Below are 19696 nucleotides of genomic sequence, written 5' to 3' on the forward strand. Positions count from 1 at the left end.
TTCGAGGTGGAGGGCCCGGGCTCGGGCCGCTAGACGATCGTCTGAGTCAGACGCTCGTCTAGCTTAGACGATCGTCTGTGAGGAAGCTGAGGAACTCGACGACCGCCCGCGCCGACCACTCAGCCCGGGAGCGGCTCGATGAGGTGCGGGCCCGTGTTACGGACGTTGTTCACGTCGCGTGTGACCTCGTAGTGGGTGAGATCGTGGGCGACCGCGAAGGACTCGCGGTCGAGTAGCTGCAACAGCTGGTCGGTGTCGAGGTGGTCGCCGAGCCAGTCGTCGTAGCCGTCGGGGGTCAGGCAGGCCGGCATCCGGTCGTGGACCTCGCCCGGTGAGACGTGCGCGTCCCGCGTGATGATCGCCATCGACAACCGCCATTTGTCGGGGTCGTCCTCCGCCTTGGCCGGGTCGGGCCAAGCGCTGATGATGCCCGCCATCGCGAGCTCGGCGTCGGGGTCGTGGATGAAGTGGGGCTGCTTGCCCGTCTCGGTGACCACCCACTCGTAGTAACCGGTCGCCGGGACGATGCACCGTGCCGATGCGAAGGCCTTGCGGAACATCGAGGCGGTCGCGACCGTCTCCATCCGCGCGTTGATGGGTTGCGGGCGCTGCTTCGCGAAGTCCTTGGCCCAGCCGGGGACGAAACCCCAACGGGCGCTGGTCGCGGTCCGCTCCTCGTGCCGGGTGCGGACCACCGTCACCTCGGTGGTGGGCGCGACGTTGTAGTCGGGCGCGGGCGCTTCGAACTCGGCCACGAGGTCCGCGAGCAGGGTGGACGTGGAATCGGTGACGACGAAGCGACCGCACATGGGCTCAGCTTAGGAGCGGGGAACCGTGAGGTCGAGGCCTGGACCGGGCCTCGTGACGGGGTCAGGCCCGACGCCTCGGCCGTCGTCCGAGGAGCAGCCACGCCCCGGCCCCGGCGAGCGATCCTGCGAGACCGACGGTCGCGAGCAGCGCCGTTCCCGAGAGCCCGGTCGGCGGGAGGGCGTCGATCGCCGCTTCGGACACGGTGGTGGGCCCCGGAGGGGTCGGGAGTGAGACGGCCTGCAGGCTCGCGCCGACGTCGATCAGGCCCGCGCCGACCGAACGTTCGGTCGGGATCGAGGGGTCCCAGGGGATGGTGATGGTGTCGAGACGCGCATGGTCGGTGAGCGCTGCTCGCACCTGACCCGGCGTCAGATCCGGCCTGAGCTGACGGACGAGCGCTGCCGCAGCAGCGACGGTGGGGGCTGCGGCCGAGGTTCCCCGGAAGTTGCCGGAGCCGGTGAGGACGGTCGTCGAGACGGGGAGATCGTCGACACCGGCTGCGGTCGGACCGGGGACGACGACGGGTGTCGGGACGCCGAAGAGGATGGTCGACGGCCCGAGGGAGGAGTAGGTCTCCAGGGTGGAGTTTGCCGCGTCGACGGCTGCGACGCTGAACACCTCGGGAGTCGCCTGGTGGCCGAAGAGGGCTGCGCCGACGATGTCCGTCGCCGTCGACCGGAAGTACTCCTGCGCGATCAGCTCCGGCCGGCCGGGGAACGGGGTCCAGGTGAGGGCGAGGGGAGGGGTCGCCGCGGTGGCCGTCAGGTGCCGGACGACACTGACCTGCACCTCGGACTGTTCGGTGTCCGACAGGTTCTGCAGCGGTGCGGTGCCCGTGGCGAGCTGCGGGTCCGCCGCCGGGAACGGGATCGTCCGGTCCTCCACTGACAGGACGTACTCGAATTCCGTGGACACCCCGCCGTCGGGCTCGCCCCAATCGAGCGAGCCGACCATGATCGAACCGGCCGGCAGCGTGACCCCCATGGCCGAGTCGACCGCGTCACCGGGGTCGAAGTCGAGGCAGTCGACGGAACCGGCGTCGAACAGCTCGGAGACGTTCCCCGGGCAATCGGTGGGGCGGTAGCGGTCGGTCGCCCAGGACCCGATCGGAGACCCGGCGCTCGGGAAACCGGGTGCGCCCGGCACAGCGAAGTTCCCGGCCGCGGTGACGACGAACACACCGGCGTCGACCGCCCGACGGATGGCCGCCTCGCCGGGACCAGTCCGGTAGCGACGGTCCTCGCCGCCTTGCACGTCGTCGACGATGACCGAGGCACCATTGGCGACGAGCAGGTCCACGGCGGCAGGGTACCCGGCGCTGTCGGACGCGAAGAGGATCTCGGCCCCGGGGGCTATCCCGTGCACGAGCTGAGCCATCGCCCGTCCTTCGTCGTCCTGGCCGACCGGCGGGTCGTTCAGGATGGAGACCGGCGTCCCGAAGCCGCAGGGATTCCCCGGCCCGGGGAGGAGTCCTGCGGCGACGTCGGCTGCGACGGCCTCCGCTCCGGCGTTGCCGAAGGATCCGGAGATGATCCCGACCCGGACCCCCGAACCGTCCACGCCGAACGCCGTCCGTGCGTCTCCGGCATGCAGGAGTTCGACGGCGGGTGCCGGGAGCGAACGGCAGGCAGCCGCGGTCGTGGCAGGGACGGCCGATACCGGGAGGGTGCCGGCGCCGACGGCACCGCAGGCGAGGACGACCGCCAGCACACCGGACACGCTGCCGCGAAGCACACCCATCGTCACTCCTCATCGCGACGGCCGCCCCCACGGCGGCCGGCCTGAGGAGATCGTGACAGAGGATCTCCTCAGGCCGGCGGTTCTTGCGGAAAACGGATCACCGGTGCCGCGAGCAGGACCGTCGTGGACTACCGCTCGAGGCCGGCCCGTGCGTCACGGCGGGTCTTCGCGAGCGAGGCGACCGTCGCCACGGTGATGGTCGCGGCGATGAAGAGCAGCGAGAACCAGATCGGGATGTCGGGGATCCAGTCGATGTGCTGACCGCCGTTGATGAACGGCAGCTCATTGACGTGGAGGGCGTGGAACACGAGCTTCACGCCGATGAAGGCGAGGATGACGGCGAGGCCCTGGGCGAGGTAGACGAGGCGTTCCAGCAGACCACCGATGAGGAAGAACAGCTGGCGGAGACCCATCAGGGCGAAGGCGTTGGCGGTGAACACGATGTACGCCTCCTCGGTGAGGCCGTAGATCGCGGGGATCGAGTCGACCGCGAACACGAGGTCGACGAACCCGATGGCGACGATCGTCAGCAGCATCGGCGTGAAGAAGCGCTTGCCGTCGATCTTCACCGAGAGTCGGTCGCCGTGGTAGGTGTCGGTGATCGGGAGGATGCGGCGGGCGAATCCGACGACCTTGCCGTTGGCCGGGTCGCTCTCGTGGCTACCGAACGCCTGGCGGTACGCGAGGAAGAGCAGCAGCGCGCCCATCAGGTAGAAGATCCACGAGTAGTTGTCGATGAGTGCGGCGCCGACGGCGATGAACGCGCCGCGCATGATGAGGGCGATGATGATGCCGATCATCAGCACCTTCTGCTGGTACGCCTTCGGCACGGCGAACCCGGCCATCACGATGAGGAAGACGAACAGGTTGTCGATCGACAGCGCCTTCTCGGTCAGGTACCCGGCGAAGTACTCGCCGCCGTACGTCCAGCCGGAGACGAGGCCGATGCCGACACCGAACAACAGGGCGAGGCTGACGTAGAAGATCGACCAGCGTGCCGACTCGGCGATGGTCGGTTCGTGGGGCTTCCGCACGTGCGCGAAGAACTCGTAGACGAAGAAGAGGATCGTGACACCGATGGTGATGATCCAGATCAGCGGGGTGACGGCCATGGTGGCTCCAGGGGCTCGAGGACGGGACTCCGACGCGATGGTCGGAACACGGTCTTCTCCACTCTCGATGAGAGCCGACACCCCGGGACCCGATGGCGGATCCGTACTGACGAGCATGTCGCGAAGGAGTACTCCCCCTGCTCCGACAAGTGTAGGTCAGGGGTGGGAGGGGTGCCTGGGAATTCGCCCTTCGACAGGCTCAGGGACCGGGGTGGGTGGCTCAGGGGCCGGGTGGGGCTCAGTGACCGGAGACGCTCAGGGGACGTCGACGCTGCGCCTCGCCAAGCGCTCGGCGTTCGCCGTCGCCGTGGAGTCGCGCAGGATCAGCTCCGGTACCGAGGGCGGCACCGCTCCCGGGGGTTCTCCATTGACGTGGTCGAGCAGGGTCGCGAGCAGGGCTCGGCCGACCCGTTCGAAGTCCTGCCGCACGGTGGTGAGCGGTGGCGACAGGTGCTCCGCCTCGGGGATGTCGTCGAACCCCACGACGCTGAAGTCGAGCGGGACCCGGAGGCCGCGCTCCGTGAGGGCGTGCATGAGGCCGAGCGCCATCTGGTCGTTGGCGGCGAACACCGCGGTGACCTCGTCGTCCAGCTGACGCCCGAGGGAGTATCCGGACGTCGGCGTCCAGTCGCCGGTCCCGACGACCTGCGCGACGAGACCCGCTGAAGCGAGTTCGTCCCGCCAGCCACGCTCACGCTCGCGGGCGTCGATCGCGTCCGGTGGTCCGCCGAGGTGCCCGATGCGCCGGTGGCCGAGCGCGATGAGGTGGGCGGTCGCCGCACGCGCGCCGGCGTACTGGTCGACGCCGACGGTCACCATGCCCGCGCGTGGCGTGGCGTGCAGGGCCACGAGCGGCACGCTGAGTTCCATCCCCGCCACGATGTCGGTGACCCCCTCGCGCGCGCTGATGACGGCGATGCCCTCGACGTTCTGGCGCAGGAACCCCTCGACCGCTGCGCGCGCCGAACCCGGGTCGCTGTCCACCATGTTCGCGGTGAAGACCGACCACCGTGCGTCGCGGGCCGCGGCGTTGAAGTGCAGGACCGAGGACGAGGGCCCGAACTCGGTGCCGCCGGTGGCGATGAGGCCGATGGTCCGGGATCGCTTCGTGACGAGCGTGCGCGCGGCGGGGGAGGGGACGTAGCGCAGCTGCTTGATCGCTTCATCGACCCGCGCCTTCGTCGCCGGGCGCACGTTCGGGAGGTCGTTGAGCACCCGTGACACGGTCTGGTGCGAGACCCCCGCGAGCCGCGCGACGTCGAAGATCGTCGCATGACGGGACGGCTCAGCCACGCGGTCCCCTCTCGTCGTCGGCGGTCGTGCTCGGTTCCGGCGGGGCCTCGTCCGGCCCCTCCGAGATCGCGGCCAGCAGCTTCGAGACGGTGAGGTCGTAGTTCGGGAGGTCGGCGACCTTCCGTCGGTCGCGCAGCACGGCGATCCGGTGGCTGATGCGCAGGACCTCCTCGAGTTCGGCTGAGATGAACACGACCGACAGACCGTTCTCGGCGAGCCGGGTCACGAGCTTCTGGATCTCGGCCTTGGCGCCGATGTCGATGCCTCGGGTCGGTTCATCGAGCACGAGCAACCGAGGAGCGAGCGCGAGCCACCTCGCCAAGAGTACCTTCTGCTGGTTCCCTCCTGAGAGCTCCTTCATGAGCGCATCGGGATTCGCCGGCTTGATGCCCATCGCCTGGATGTAGCTCTCGGCCAGTTCGTTCTGCCGACGCAGCGGGATCCGTCTGAACCACCCGAGGTCCGCCTGGAGGGCCAGCGCGATGTTGTCGCGCAGGCTGAGGTCGCCGATGATCCCCTCGGTGCGACGGTTCTCCGACGCGTAGACGATCCGTTGTTTGAGGGCGCGGCGCGGGGATCCGAGGCGGGTGGCCCTCCCGGCCACCTCCACCGAGCCGGTGTCGGCCCGGTCGACGCCGGTCAGGAGTCTGGCGAGCTCCGTCCGTCCTGAGCCGAGCAGTCCGGCGATGCCGACGATCTCGCCCTCGTAGACCTTCAGGTCGATCGGTTCGATCGCACCCTGGCGCCCGAGCCCGATCGCCGAGACGAACGGGTCCTCACCGTCGAGGGCGTCGCCCTCATCGGAGGTGTCGAGCCCGCGTCGGATCTCGTCGAAGGTCGCGAGCTCTCTACCGATCATCTTGTGGACGAGGTCGATCCGGAGCAGTTCGTGCGGGAGGTATTCGCCGACGAGTCGGCCTTCGCGCAACACCGTGAGGCGGTCGGAGATCTCGTAGACCTGGTCGAGGAAGTGCGAGATGAACAGGATCGCGACGCCCTCGGCTTTGAGGATCGAGATGACCCGGAAGAGTTCGGTGACCTCGTCGTTGTCGAGGCTCGAGGTCGGTTCGTCGAGGACGAGCACCTTGGTGCGCACGGCGATCGCCCGGACGATCGCGACGAGCTGCTGGATCGCCGGCGGATGGGCGGAGAGCTGCGAGGCCGGGTCGATGTCGAGTCCGACGACGGCGAGCAGCTCTCGTGCGCGCTCACGCATGCGCCTCCCCGAGATCCCTCCCCAGGCATGACGTGGTTCGCGGCCCAGGAGGATGTTCTCGGCGACGGTCAGGTTGGGGAGGAGGTTGACCTCCTGGTAGACGGTGCTGATCCCGTGCGCCTGGGCGTCGGCGACGCTCGAGAACGAGACCTCGCGTCCTTCGAGGAGGATGCTTCCGCTGTCGATCCGATGGACCCCGGTCAGCGACTTGATCAGGGTCGACTTCCCCGCTCCGTTCTCGCCCATGAGGGAGTGGACCTCGCCGGGGAACAGTCGGAGGTCGACGTCGTCGAGCGCTTTGACGCCGGGGAAGCTCACGGACACACCGCGCAACTGCACGAGTGGCGTGGGCGAGGTCATCTGCAGCTCTCCGTCGAGGTGATCGCGGCCGGGTGTCCGCTGATCACCCGACTCTAGCGCGCGCGACGGCACCGCCGGGAGGCCGCTCCGCAGGAATTGTGAGGGCTCACATTGCCTGTTGACAACCCTTCCCAGCCGTGGCTAATGTTCAGCACAACGCAGATGTGATCGCTAACAATCACCGACCACCTGCGTCACCGCAGCACCACGCACGTCACATTCACGCCGCACCCATCGTCGGGACCGCGGGTCTCAAAGAGGAGAACAATGTTCAAGACAACACGTGTCCGCGCACTCGCGGGCCTCGCCCTGGTCGGCGCTCTCGCGTTCAGCGCGACCGCCTGCTCGAGCAGTTCCGGAAGCTCCGACGGCGACGCCGGTTCGGACGGCGAACTCACCACCATCGGCTTCGTGGCCGTCGGCCCCGAGGGCGGATGGCGCACTGCGAACGAGAAGAACATCCAGGACTCGTTCTCGAAGGAGAACGGCTTCGACCTCAAGTACGCACCGGCGACGAACGGCGACCAGAACTCGCAGATCACCGCCTTCACCTCGTTCATCGACGAGGGCGTCGACGCCATCCTGCTCTCCGCCACGGAGGCGACCGGCTGGGAGAGCGTCCTGGAGCGCGCGAAGGAGGCCGAGATCCCCGTGGTCCTGCTCGACCGCGGCATCGAGCCGAACGACACCGAGCTCTACACGAGCCGCATCGCCCCCGACAACGTCGGCATCAGCGCCTCGGCCGCCGAGTGGGCGAACGGTCAGTTCCCCGACGGCGCCAAGTACGTCGTCCTCGAAGGCCCTCCCGGCCTCTCCGTCGTCAACGACCGCAACAAGGGCTGGGACGACACCATCGACCCGAACTTCACCAAGCTCGAGTCGCAGTCGGCCAACTGGTCCACCGAAGAGGCGAAGAGCGTCTTCGAGACCATCCTCAAGGCGAACAACAACGACGTCCAGCTCGTCTTCGCACAGAACGACGAGATGGGCCTCGGCGCCGCACTCGCCGTCGAGGAGGCCGGCCTGAAGCCCGGAACCGACGTCAAGATCATCACGATCGACGGCACCAAGGCGGCGCTCGAAGCACTCGCCGCCGGACGCCTGAGCTTCGTCGCCGAGTACAACCCGCTGTTCGGTGAGACCGCGATCGACATCGTCAAGAAGGCACTCGCCGGCGACACGGTCGAATCGGACATCGTGGTGCCGAGCGTCACGTTCGACTCCCCGGACGCCGCGACGGCGGCACTGCCCGAACGCGCCTACTGATCCGACCCGGTCGCCCGGCAGCCACCCCCTCGCTGCCGGGCGACCGCCCACCCGCTTCCCGGGGACCAGACTCCCCGGCGACGACGCCGGATCGACCGGCAGAACGACCAGGCAGACATGGCAATCACCGAGCCGATCGTCGAGATGCAGCACATCTCCATCGAGTTCCCGGGCGTCAAAGCCCTGCAAGACGTGGACTTCCGTCTCTTCCCCGGCGAGGTCCACACGCTCATGGGCGAGAACGGCGCCGGCAAGTCGACGCTCATCAAGGCGCTCACCGGGGTGTACAAGATCGACTCCGGCACGATCCTGGTCGCCGGAGGCCCCCGCTCGTTCTCCGGAACGGCGGACGCGCAGAGCGCCGGCATCTCGACCGTCTATCAAGAGGTGAACCTCTGCGACAACCTCACCGTCGGCGAGAACGTGATGCTCGGCCACGAGGTCCGCGGTCCCTTCGGCATCAACTGGCGCCGCACCCACGAAGCCGCACACGAAGCGCTCGTCGGGCTCGGCCTCGGGCACATCGACCCCAAGCAGCCGCTCTCGAGCATCTCGCTCGCCCTGCAACAACTCGTCGCGATCAGCCGGGCCATGGTCACGAAGTCGAAGGTGCTCATCCTCGACGAGCCGACCTCCAGCCTCGACGCCAACGAGGTGGAGGGCCTCTTCCAGGTCATGCGCCGGCTACGCGACCAGGGCGTCGCGATCCTCTTCGTCTCCCACTTCCTCGACCAGGTCTACGCGATCAGCGACCGACTCACGGTGCTCCGCAACGGCGAGTTCGTCGGGGAGTACCGCACCGCGGACCTCAACCGCACCGAGCTCATCTCCAAGATGATCGGCAAGGATTACGGCGCGCTCGCCGCCCTGGGTTCCAACCGCGGCCGGACCGCCACAGCCGACACCCCGGCGTTCTACAGCGCCAAGGACCTCGGGCGGAAGGGTTCCATCGACCCCGTCGACATCGAGGTCCACGCCGGCGAGGTCGTCGGTCTCGCGGGGCTCCTCGGGTCGGGCCGCACCGAGCTCGGTCGGCTCATCTACGGTGCAGACCGTCCCGACTCCGGCACGGTCACGATCGACGGCGCGACCGCCGAGGTCCACACGCCCATGGCCGGCCTGTCGAAGCAGATCGCCTTCTCCACGGAGAACCGACGTGACGAAGGCATCATCGGCGACCTGACCGTACGGGAGAACCTCATCCTCGCCGTCCAGGCCCGCAGGGGCTGGGCGCGTCCGCTGTCCCGCCGCGAGCAGAACGAGCTCTGCGACAAGTACCTGCTCGAACTCAACGTCCGGCCCTCCGACCCGGAACGACCCATCAAGAACCTCTCCGGCGGCAACCAGCAGAAGGTGCTCCTCGGCCGATGGTTGGCGACGAAGCCCCAGCTCATCGTGCTCGACGAGCCGACCCGTGGCATCGACGTCGGCGCCAAGGCCGAGATCCAGGAGGCGATCGCCGCGCTCGCCGAGGACGGGATGTCCGTCGTGTTCATCTCCTCCGAGCTCGAGGAGGTCGTGCGGTTGAGTGAGCGGATCGTCGTACTGAAGGACCACCGTAAGATCGGCGAGATCGTCAACGGACCCGAGGTCACCGCAGACACCATCGTCGACCTGATCGCCACCGAAGGGAGCGCCACGTGAGCGCCACCAGTCAGGGGCCGGCCCGTTCCGGTTCCTCCGCACGCGGCGGCCAGGGCTCGGCCCGCGGCGTCGTCAGCACCATCGTCCACCAGCCCTACATCTGGGCGATCGTGACCCTGCTGCTCCTGCTCGTCATCAACCTCGTCAAGGACCCCGGCTACCTCGGCGTCTCCGTCAACGGCACGACCGGCAACCTGTCGGGCAACCCGATCGACATCCTGCGAGCGAGCGCCCCGATCATGATGATCGCGGTCGGAATGACGCTCGTGATCGCCACCCGCGGCATCGACCTCTCGGTCGGTTCCGTCATGGCCGTCTCCGGCGCCGTGTCGATGGAGTTCATGAGCAACCAGAGCGGCGGCGACGCGGGTTCGGCCATCGTCGCAGCGCTGCTCGCGCTCGCCGTGAGCGCCTTCCTCGGCACGGTCAACGGGGTGCTCGTCTCGATCGTCGGCCTGCAGCCGTTCATCACCACGCTGATCACGATGCTCGCCGGTCGCGGCCTCGCGAAGGTCATCACCTCGGGGCAGAACACCTCCGCCACGAACGAGCCCTTCCGCTGGCTCGCCAACGGGACCGTGTTCGGATTCCCCGTCGTCTTCATCATCGCCGGTGTCATCGTCGCGATCGTCGCGTTCCTCGTCCGGCGCACCGCGCTCGGCCTGATGATCGAGTCCATCGGCATCAACCCGCGCGCCGCCCGGATGGCGGGTATCCGCCCCATCGGCATCCTCATCGCCGTCTACATCGTGAGCGCCGTCCTCGCGGGCGTCGCCGGGATCTTCAGCACCGCCAGCGTCATGACGGTCGAGGTCGCGAAGACCGGCTTGAACGCGGAGATGGACGCCATCCTCGCGGTCGTCATCGGCGGCACCTCGCTCGCCGGCGGCAAGTTCTCCCTCACCGGCAGCGTGATCGGCGCGCTCCTGATCGCGACCCTCGACAAGACGATCGTGTTCCTCTCCATCCCCTCCTCGGCGACGCCGGCGTTCAAGGCCGTCGTGATCGTGATCATCTGCCTCCTCCAGTCGCAGCGCGTGAGAGCCCTGTTCGCCCGGCGGAAGTCCCGGACGACGCCCACGGCGTCGGTCCCCACGCGAAAGGAAACGGTGTCAGCATGAGCACCCTCACCGACCGACCGACGCCCGACGCTCCGGTGCTCCCACGGCGCTCGCTGCTGTCCCGGCTGACGCCCAACCTCGAGACCCTGCCCACCCTGGCGGCCGTCGTCATCTTCATCGGCATGGTCGTCTACGGCGAGATCGCCTACGGACGCATCGTCCAGGCCAGCACGATCTCGAACCTGCTCATCAACAACGCGTACCTGATCATCCTCGCCGTCGGACTCACCTTCGTGATCCTCACGGGCGGCGTGGACCTCTCCGTCGGTGCGATCATCGCCATCAGCAGTCTGATCGGGGTGATGCTCGCGAACTCGGGCTGGAACCCGATCGCGGTCATGGTGATCATGATCCTGATCGGCTCCGCGTTCGGCGTGTTCTCGGGCGTGCTCGTGCAGTACTTCAACGTGCAACCGTTCATCGCCACCCTCGCGATGATGTTCCTCGGGCGCGGTCTCGCCTCGATGCTCAGCACCACGCCGGAGCGTCTCGCCGACGACTCGCCGATCCGTTCGCTCTCCACCGAGTGGAAGGTGATCGACGGCCCGAAGATCAACGACCTCATCACCACCCCGAACGTCCTGATCGCCCTGCTCGTCGTCGCCGCGGCGTTCGTGGTGCTCCACAAGACCCGCCTCGGCCGGACCGTCTACGCGATCGGCGGCTCGGAGCAGTCTGCGCTCCTCATGGGGCTGCCCGTCGTCCGCACGAAGCTCATGGTCTACGTGATCAGTGGCACGTTGGCCGGTCTCGCGGCCGTCGTCTACACCTCGAAGCTCGGCATCGCTCAGAACATCACGGGCGTCGGCTGGGAGCTCGACGCCATCGCAGCGGTCATCATCGGCGGCACGCTCCTGACCGGAGGCGCAGGCTTCGTCCTCGGCTCCGTCGTCGGCGCGCTCGTCCTCGGCCTCATGAACGTGCTCATCACCCGCGACGGCAGCATCCCGCCGGAGGCGACCACCATCATCACCGGCGGCATCCTGCTCGTCTTCGTCCTCCTCCAGCGACTCGTGGTCTCGCGCAAACGCAAGACCTGACGCCTGCACACCCCCACCGCACCACCCGTTCCATCCCGCTCGACAACGACGCCGAACCAGGAGAACCAACCCCCATGAGACAACTGCGCCTCAAAACGGTCGTCGCGACCTCCATCGCGGCCCTGATCCTGCCGCTCGTCGGTGCCTCCGGCGCCGCCGCAGCGGTGTCGCCGGGGACCGCCCCGACAGCGACCTCCCAGTCCAACTTCCGAGCCGCCCCCACGGCGCAGGAGGACCTGGACGCCGCCGCGGCGGCGCTCTCGATCGCGAACGTCGACGACGTGCGCGGGAATCTGACCCTGCCGGGAGCACCCGAGGGGATCGACATCGCCTGGGCGTCATCGGACCCCGCCGTGATCGCCACCGACGGTGTCGTGACACGGCCCGCCACGGACACCACCGTCACCCTGACCGCCACGCTCAGTCAGGGCGAGGCGACCGCGACGCGCGAGTTCACCGCGACCGTCCGCGCCGCGATCGCGACCCCCGACTACGAGGGCTACGCCTTCGCCTACTTCACCGGCAACTCGCTCGCCGGCGAGAACATCTACTTCGCCGCCAGCGAGGGCAACAACGCGCTCGACTGGAACGAACTCAACGCCGGACGCCCGGTCCTCACCTCGGACGAGGGTACGAAGGGGCTGCGCGACCCGTTCCTCATCCGCTCTCCCGAGGGCGACACCTTCTACCTCATCGCCACCGACCTCTCGATCGGCAGCGGCACGTCCTGGGGAGACTCCGTCCGCACGGGCAGCCACTACCTCGAGGTGTGGGAGTCCCACGACCTCGTGACCTGGTCCGATCAGCGGCACATCGAGGTCGCACCGGAGAACGCGGGCAACACCTGGGCACCCGAGGCGTACTACGACGACACCATCGGCGCGTACGTGGTCTTCTGGGCTTCGTCGCTCTACGGCGCCGACGACCCGGACCACACCGGGAACAGCTACCACCGCATGATGTACGCGACCACCCGCGACTTCACGACGTTCAGCGAGCCGCAGGTCTGGCAGGACCAGGGCGTCTCGCGGATCGACTCCACGGTGATCAAGTCGAGCGACACCTACTACCGCTTCACCAAGGACGAGGGTGCCGGTGGCACCGGGTGCGCCGACATCATCCAGGAGTCCTCGACGGACCTGCGGGCCACGCTCGAGTCCTGGACGGTGCTCGACACCTGCATCGGTCGCGACGCCGGCACCAGCGCGGTCGAAGGGCCGACGGCGTTCGCCGCCAACCCGGGCGACGTCAACGGTGACAAGTTCTACCTCTTCGTCGACGAGTACGGCGGACGCGGCTACATCCCGCTCGAGACCGAGGACATCGCGAACCCGGACTGGCAGGTCGCGAAGGACTACGACCTGCCCGCGAGCCCGCGCCACGGCACGGTGCTCCCGGTGACGGCCGCAGAGCTGCAACTGCTCGAGGACAGCCTCGGCGGAGCACCCGAGCCGGTGCCCGCGAACGAGGACGGTGAGATCGTCCGCTACGACTTCGCCGGCTCCGCAGGCTCGACGCTCAGCGACGTGTCCGGCAACGGCCTCGACGCGACGGTCGAAGGCGGTGCGACCTTCTCCGACGGTGCGCTGCAGCTCGACGGTGGCGACGACTACGTCAAGCTGCCCGACGACCTGCTCGCCGGGGTGACCGACGTCACGGTGGAGGCGGAGGTCTGGATCGACCCGACGCAGGCCAACCCGTACTTCATCTACGGGCTCGGCAACACCACCGGTGGCGCCGGCGACGGCTACCTGTTCAGCACCGGCAACGCGTACCGGACGAGTCTCGCGACCGGCAACTGGAGCACGGAGCAGACGGTGTCGCAGGGCAAGGACCTGACGCGCGGTCGCTGGGCGAAGCTGACGTACACGTTGCAGGGCACCACGGCAACGATCTACCTCGACGGCATCGCCGTCGGCACCGGGACCGTGACGGCGGATCCGGGCGACATCGGCGGCGGGTGGACGAGCGCCAACTACCTGGGCCGTTCGAACTACGACGCCGACAACCGGCTGAAGGGCGCGTTCCGCGAGTTCGCGATCTACAACCGCGCCCTCTCGGCGGACGAGGTGCTCGCCGGCTCCGGGAACACCGCGGCACTGACCGACATCGGCCTCGAGGAGGACGTGTTGAAGACCGCCCCGATCGTCGACGACGACCGCCACGAGGTCGTCTTCCCGGTTCAGCCCGGAACGGACCGCACCGCCTTGAGCCCGACCTTCACGACCGCGGCCGGTGTCACGGCTAGCCCCGCCTCGGGGACCGCCGTCGACCTCAGCAGCCCCGTGACCGTGACGTTGACGCCGACCTCGGGTGAGGCCGTGACGTGGACGATGCGGGCGGTCGAGATGAAGAGCCCGGTCATCCCCGGTCTCTACGCCGACCCGAACGTCTTCGTCTGGGGCGACACCTATTACATCTACGCGACCACCGACGGCTTCGCCGGTTGGGGTGGCAAGGAGTTCTACGTCTGGTCGTCGAAAAACCTCGTCGACTGGGAGCGTTCGGCGGAGCCGATCCTCACGCTCGACGGCGCGAACGGGAACGTGCCGTGGGCGACCGGCAACGCCTGGGCGCCGACGATCGGCGAGAAGGACGGCAAGTTCTTCTTCTACTTCAGTGGCCACAACCCCTCGGTCGACCGGAAGACCATCGGCGTCGCCGTCGCGGACAGTCCGGCCGGTCCGTTCACGGCTCAGCCGAACGCGATGATCCTCAACGACGAAGCGGTGACCTCGGGACAGGCGATCGACCCGGCCACGTTCACCGACCCGGAGACGGGGAAGAGCTACCTGTTCTGGGGCAACGGTTCGCCGGTGTACGCGGAGCTGTCCGACGACATGCTGTCGATCAAGGCCGACACGCTCAAGCGCATCGACGGCCTGACCGACTTCCGCGAAGGTGCCTTCGTCAACTACCGGGACGGGATCTACCACCTGACGTACTCGATCGACGACACCGGTTCGGAGAACTATCGGGTCGGGTACGCGACGGCGACGAGTGTGGACGGCCCGTGGACGTACCGCGGTGTGATCCTGCAGAAGAAACCCGAACTCGGCATCCTCGCCACCGGTCACAGCTCGATCCTCAACGTGCCGGGCACCGACGACTGGTACATCGTCTACCACCGGTTCGCCATCCCGGGTGGTGACGGCCAGCACCGCGAGACGACGATCGACCGACTGACGTTCGACCCGGAGACGGGCCTCATGAACCCGGTCGTCCCGACCCTCGAGAGCGTCGGCCCGCAGCGGATCGCGGTCCCCGGTGCCGAGGGCACGCTGACGATCGACCAGCCGTCAGTGCGGGTGGGCGAGTCGTTCTCGGTGTCCGGGTCCGGCTTCGCCGCGGGGGAGCAGGTGCGGTTCACCCTGTTCTCCACCCCGACCGACCTCGGGACCGTCGTCGCGGACGCTTCGGGTGCGTTCGTGGCGACGCTCACGGTGCCCGCTTCCGTGGTGCCGGGTGCACACATGCTGCAGGCGCTGGGTGCGGACTCGGGCATCACGGCCGAGGCGGCGCTGACCGTCCTGGCAGCGGATGCCGCGGCTCCGGGCGCCGCGGGCTCCGGTCCTGGTGCGCTCTCGACCACCGGTGTCTCGGTCGTCGGATTCGTCGGCCTGGCCGGGCTGCTCCTCGCCGCCGGTGCGTGGCTGGTCGTCCGTCGCCGACGCGTCGCGTCGTAGCCCGCGCCCGCCAGCACCGATCCCGTCCGGGGTGACCATCGTCACCTCGGGCGGGATCGCCGCCTGTCCGGTCGCGACGAACCGGGCTGATCATGCCGGCAGGACGATGACCTTGCAGGCGATCCGGCCGGCAGCGGCTTCGGCGTGGAGCGCGGGCAGTTCGGCGAGCGGGATCCGTCGCGTCACCTCGACCGTCAGCGATCCCTCGTCGACGAGCGACACGAGGGTCGACAGGCGGTCGCGGTTCGGCAGCACGAAGACCGTCGCCGCGCGGACCTGCCGTGCCTCGTCCCCGGGCGTCGGCATCCACGCGGTGGTGCTCACTACCGCACCGCCGTCGTGGACGAGCCCGACGAGCGCCTCGAACTGCTCGTGGTCGATCGGCGCGAGGTTGAGGAGGACGTCGACGGGTGCCGACACCGCACCGAGGAGGTCGGACGCCGTGTGGTCCACGACCTCGTCCGCTCCGGCGGCCCGCACCGCCGCCTCACTCCGCGGGCTGGCCGTCGCGATGACGTGCACCCCGGCGCGCTTGGCGAGTCGGATCGCGTACTTGCCGACGACCCCGCCGGCGCCGACGATCAGGACGCGCTGACCCGACTCGAGACCGCCGTCGTCGAACAGCGCCTGCCAGGCGGTCAGGGCGACCGAGGGGAGGGCGGCGGCGTCCGCGAGCGGGATGGTCGTCGGTGCTGCGACGACGGCCTCCGCCGGTGCGACGACGTACTCGGCCGCACCGCCGTCGAGCTCCATCGGGAGGAAGCCGATGACCGCGTCGCCGACGGAGAGTCCCTCGACGCCCTCACCGAGCGCGTCGATCGTGCCCGACACGTCGTACCCGGGGACGTGGGGGAGCTGGACCGGGATCGGCAGGAACCCGGCCCGCATGCCGTTGTCGGCCGCGTTGAACGCCGACGCTGCGACGCGGACGCGTACCTGTCCGAGGGCCGGAGTCGGCTGCTCGATGTCGCCGTAGTGGAGGACCTCGGGTCCGCCGACCTCGTGGAACTGGACTGCCTGCATGATGCTCTCCTTCGTCAAGTGCTTCGAATTTGAAGCAACTGGCATGACGATAACACTGCTTCGAACTCGAAGCAACACCTAGAATGGACGCATGACCGAAACGCCTGTATCCCTCACTCCGACCGAACTCGGCGCCTACTTCGCGTTCACCGAGGTGAGCAGCCTCCTGCGTCCGGCGGTCGAGCAGCAGCTCCGCGAGGCGGGGGAGTTGAGCTACGTCCAGTTCCAGTTGCTGGCGCGCCTCGGTGATGCGCCGGACGGTCACCTGCGCATGACGGATCTCGCGGATGGCGTGGTCTACAGCCGTAGTGGGCTCACCTACCAGGCGCAGTTGCTCGACCAGCGGGGACTCATCACCCGCTCGCCGTCACCGGACGACGAACGCAGCACGGTCGTGGCGATCACGACGGCCGGCCGGGACGTGCTCGCCACGGTGTTCCCCGGCCACATCCAGGCCGTCAGGGACCTGCTCTTCGCGCCGCTCGACGACGACGACGTCAGCGAGCTCGCCCGCATCCTCGGGCGGGTCAGCGAGCGCCTCCGGGCGGCTCCGCCACGCTCGGCGGGTCGCCGTCGGAAGGCGTGATCGCAGCTGTCGTCAGCGGCGGGCTTCGAGGAGTGACACGAACTCGTCCGCCATCGCGAGTTGTTGCTGCAGCTTGGTGCGACGCTCGGCCGCGTCGGTGATGAAGCCGTCGAGGATCGCGCGGGTGTCGTCGTCGGGTGCGGTGTCCATGGCGTCGATCACCCGGAGGAGCTCTGCCATCTCCTCGAGGGAGAAGCCGAGTGGTTTCATGCGCCGGATGAGGATGAGGCGGTCGTAGTCGTCCTGCGTGTACAAGCGGAAGCCGCCCTCGGTGCGCGCTGAGGCCGAGACCAGACCGACGTCGTCGTAGTGCCGCAGCGTGCGGAGCGAGAGTCCGGTGCGCTCGGCCAGTTCGCCGATGTGCATGGTGGTCGGTTCGCTCGTCACGGTCGCCTCACTTCAAATCAACCCTTACGTTAGGGTAGAGTTATCGATGGCGGCCGATCGGGCCGCATCTCCCCACCATTCTCCCGCGCGTGACGTCCCCGCGCGGTCGGTGGCGTGCGCACCGCAGCGCCGGACCCAGACATTCCCATCCGGTCCTCGCGCTGAGGACCCCGACTCCGACAGGAGCACTCATGGCCAACGGCCCCGAAACCGCCACACCGGACGCCACCGTCCTCTCCGCACTCCGCAGCCCCCGCATCCTCACCAGGGAGGTGCTGGCGGGCCTCGTCGTCGCCATGGCGCTCATCCCGGAGGCGATCTCCTTCTCGATCATCGCGGGCGTCGACCCGCAGGTCGGACTGTTCTCCTCGTTCGTCATGGCCGTGGCGATCGCCTTCCTCGGCGGCCGCCCGGCGATGATCACGGCGGCCACGGGAGCGATCGCCCTGGTCATCGCCCCGGTCGCCCGCGAACACGGCCTCGACTACTTCATCGCCACGGTCATCCTCGGCGGTGTCTTCCAGGTGATCCTCGGTCTCCTCGGCGTCGCGAAGCTCATGCGCTTCATCCCGCGGAGCGTCATGGTCGGGTTCGTCAACGCACTGGCGATCCTGATCTTCACCGCCCAGCTGCCGAACCTCATCGGCGTGCCGGGGCTCGTGTACCCGCTCGTCGCGGTCGGCATCGTGGTCATGGTCGTCATGCCCCGCCTCACGAGTGTCGTGCCGGCGCCGCTCGTCGCGATCGTGCTCATCACCGCGGCGACGGTGGCCACCGGACTGAACGTGCCCACCGTCGGCGACCAGGGCGAACTGCCGCGCAGCCTGCCGACCCTGTTCATCCCGAACGTGCCGTTCACGCTGGAGACGTTCGCGATCATCGCGCCGTACGCGGCCGCGATGGCGTTGGTCGGGCTCCTCGAGTCGCTCATGACGGCCAAGCTCGTCGACGATGTCACCGACACCCCGTCGGGCAAGACCCGCGAGTCTCTGGGCCAGGGGATCGCGAACGTGCTCTCGGGGTTCTTCGGTGGCATGGGTGGCTGCGCGATGATCGGCCAGACCATGATCAACGTGAAGGCCTCGGGCGCGCGAACGCGGATCTCGACCTTCCTCGCCGGGGTGTTCCTGCTGGTCCTGGTCGTCGCGCTGGGCGACGTGGTCGCGGTGATCCCCATGGCCGCGCTCGTCGCGGTGATGATCATGGTGTCCGTCGCGACCTTCGACTGGCACAGTGTCAACCCGAGGACCCTGCGCGCCATGCCCCTCGGTGAGACGGTCGTCATGGTGGCCACGGTCGTCGTGGTGGTCCTGACGCACAACCTCGCGATCGGTGTCGTCATCGGTGTGATCGCCGCGATGGTCGTGTTCGCAAGGCGGGTCGCCCACCTCGCCACCGTCGAACGCACGGTCGACCTGTCCGCAGCGACGCCCGCCGCCCGGTACACCGTGACCGGGGAGCTGTTCTTCGCCTCCAGCAACGACCTCACGACGCAGTTCGCCTACGCCGACGACCCGGAGCGGATCGTCATCGACCTCTCGCAGTCGCACGTCTGGGACGCGTCGACCGTCGCCGCCCTCGACGCGATCACCACGAAGTACGAGCGTCGCGGGAAGCGGGTCGTCATCGAGGGGATGAACGACGCGAGCACGCGGATACACGCCCGGCTGGCCGGCAAGCTGACCGGCGGTCACTGACCGCCGGTCGCGCCGGCTCCTGCGTCCGAGTCAGTCGAGCGGGACGCCGAAGTCGCCCGCGATGCCGGCCAGGCCGGTGGTGTAGCCCTGGCCGACGGCACGGAACTTCCACTCCGAGTTGTACCGGTAGATCTCGGCGAACAGCATCGCCGTCTCCTGGGAGGCGTCCTCGGTGAGGTCGTAGCGGACGATCTCCTGCTGATCCTGGTCCATGACCCGGCAGAAGGCGTCGCGGACCTGGCCGAAGTTCTGGCGGCGGTTGTCGGCGTCGTGGATCGAGACCGCGATGACGATGCGCGAGACGTCGGGCTCCACAGCGCGGAGGTCGATCGTGATCTGCTCGTCGTCGCCGTCACCCTCGCCGGTGCGGTTGTCGCCCTGGTGCACGACCGAGCCGTCGGGCGTCGACATCTGGTTGTAGAAGATGAAGTCCGCAGGGGTTCGGATCTTGCCGTTCTCGGCGACGAGGATGGCGGAGGCGTCGAGGTCGAACGCGACGCCGACGGTGGTGCGCGGGTCCCACCCGAGACCGACCGTGGCGATGGTCAGCCCTGGGCTGGTCTTCGTGAGCGAGAGGTTGTTGCCTTTGGAGAGGCTGAGGCCTGCCATGGGTGTGTTCCTTCGAGAGTGCTCGGTGATGTTCGAACCTCCATCCTGCCCTGTTCCGGCTGAGTTTGGAGTGGGTTGTGGAGGATCCGCCAGCCCCCACGGCCGC

The 19696-nt window shown here is 68.5% G+C and carries 15 protein-coding genes; 7 read left to right on the top strand and 8 right to left on the bottom strand.

Annotated elements, in window-relative coordinates; translation table 11 throughout:
* Positions 1-119 precede the first annotated feature (119 nt).
* From BIU99_RS12925 to BIU99_RS12945, 5 genes are all read right to left on the bottom strand, one after another.
* Complete coding sequence (locus BIU99_RS12925; RefSeq protein WP_064295975.1) at positions 120-809, bottom strand: SOS response-associated peptidase; 690 nt, start codon at positions 807-809, stop codon at positions 120-122.
* A gap of 61 nt (positions 810-870) precedes the next feature.
* Positions 871-2550 (bottom strand): S8 family serine peptidase, encoded by a 1680-nt coding sequence (locus tag BIU99_RS12930; RefSeq protein WP_064295976.1) that lies wholly within the window; start codon positions 2548-2550, stop codon positions 871-873.
* Between the two features lie 128 nt (positions 2551-2678).
* Positions 2679-3662: a TerC family protein gene (locus tag BIU99_RS12935; RefSeq protein WP_064295977.1), complete on the bottom strand. Its 984-nt coding sequence runs from the start codon at positions 3660-3662 to the stop codon at positions 2679-2681.
* Between the two features lie 255 nt (positions 3663-3917).
* Positions 3918-4955: a LacI family DNA-binding transcriptional regulator gene (locus BIU99_RS12940; RefSeq protein WP_064295089.1), complete on the bottom strand. Its 1038-nt coding sequence runs from the start codon at positions 4953-4955 to the stop codon at positions 3918-3920.
* Entirely contained in the window at positions 4948-6531 is a 1584-nt protein-coding gene (locus BIU99_RS12945; RefSeq protein ID WP_064295088.1) for a sugar ABC transporter ATP-binding protein, read from the bottom strand. The genes BIU99_RS12940 and BIU99_RS12945 overlap by 8 nt, the downstream gene beginning before the upstream one ends.
* A 267-nt stretch (positions 6532-6798) precedes the next feature.
* Between BIU99_RS12945 and BIU99_RS12950 the strand changes: the two genes are divergently transcribed.
* From BIU99_RS12950 to BIU99_RS12970, 5 genes are all read left to right on the top strand, one after another.
* Positions 6799-7797, top strand: a complete 999-nt coding sequence (locus BIU99_RS12950; protein WP_071261570.1) for an ABC transporter substrate-binding protein — start codon at positions 6799-6801, stop codon at positions 7795-7797.
* A 117-nt stretch (positions 7798-7914) separates the two neighbouring features.
* Entirely contained in the window at positions 7915-9441 is a 1527-nt protein-coding gene (locus BIU99_RS12955) for a sugar ABC transporter ATP-binding protein (protein WP_064295086.1), read from the top strand.
* A complete protein-coding gene (locus BIU99_RS12960; protein ID WP_139205435.1) occupies positions 9438-10562 on the top strand; it encodes an ABC transporter permease in 1125 nt (374 codons plus the stop codon). The genes BIU99_RS12955 and BIU99_RS12960 overlap by 4 nt, the downstream gene beginning before the upstream one ends.
* Positions 10559-11602: an ABC transporter permease gene (locus BIU99_RS12965; RefSeq protein ID WP_083397343.1), complete on the top strand. Its 1044-nt coding sequence runs from the start codon at positions 10559-10561 to the stop codon at positions 11600-11602. Before BIU99_RS12960 ends, BIU99_RS12965 begins: the two co-directional genes overlap by 4 nt.
* Positions 11603-11676: 74 nt before the next feature.
* Positions 11677-15288, top strand: a complete 3612-nt coding sequence (locus BIU99_RS12970) for a family 43 glycosylhydrolase (RefSeq protein WP_071261571.1) — start codon at positions 11677-11679, stop codon at positions 15286-15288.
* Positions 15289-15378: 90 nt separating this feature from the next.
* Here the strand turns inward: BIU99_RS12970 and BIU99_RS12975 are convergent, their stop codons facing one another.
* Positions 15379-16311, bottom strand: coding sequence for an NADP-dependent oxidoreductase (locus BIU99_RS12975; protein ID WP_071261572.1), 933 nt, complete (start codon positions 16309-16311; stop codon positions 15379-15381).
* A gap of 91 nt (positions 16312-16402) precedes the next feature.
* Between BIU99_RS12975 and BIU99_RS12980 the strand changes: the two genes are divergently transcribed.
* Positions 16403-16897, top strand: coding sequence for a MarR family winged helix-turn-helix transcriptional regulator (locus tag BIU99_RS12980; RefSeq protein ID WP_064295084.1), 495 nt, complete (start codon positions 16403-16405; stop codon positions 16895-16897).
* A gap of 12 nt (positions 16898-16909) precedes the next feature.
* Here the strand turns inward: BIU99_RS12980 and BIU99_RS12985 are convergent, their stop codons facing one another.
* Entirely contained in the window at positions 16910-17263 is a 354-nt protein-coding gene (locus BIU99_RS12985) for a MerR family transcriptional regulator (protein WP_064295101.1), read from the bottom strand.
* Between the two features lie 212 nt (positions 17264-17475).
* Here BIU99_RS12985 and BIU99_RS12990 point away from each other — a divergent pair, with 212 nt between their 5' ends.
* Positions 17476-18981 (top strand): SulP family inorganic anion transporter, encoded by a 1506-nt coding sequence (locus BIU99_RS12990; RefSeq protein WP_071261573.1) that lies wholly within the window; start codon positions 17476-17478, stop codon positions 18979-18981.
* A 30-nt stretch (positions 18982-19011) separates the two neighbouring features.
* On the opposite strand, the gene BIU99_RS12995 is transcribed toward BIU99_RS12990, so the two are convergent.
* Positions 19012-19590 carry a TerD family protein gene (locus BIU99_RS12995; RefSeq protein ID WP_064295082.1) on the bottom strand — a complete coding sequence of 193 codons (579 nt, stop codon included), beginning with the start codon at positions 19588-19590 and terminating at the stop codon, positions 19012-19014.
* Positions 19591-19696: the final 106 nt, after the last annotated feature.

This window comes from Plantibacter sp. MMLR14_011 (assembly GCF_001865025.1).
Taxonomy (GTDB): Bacteria; Actinomycetota; Actinomycetes; order Actinomycetales; family Microbacteriaceae; genus Plantibacter; species Plantibacter flavus_A.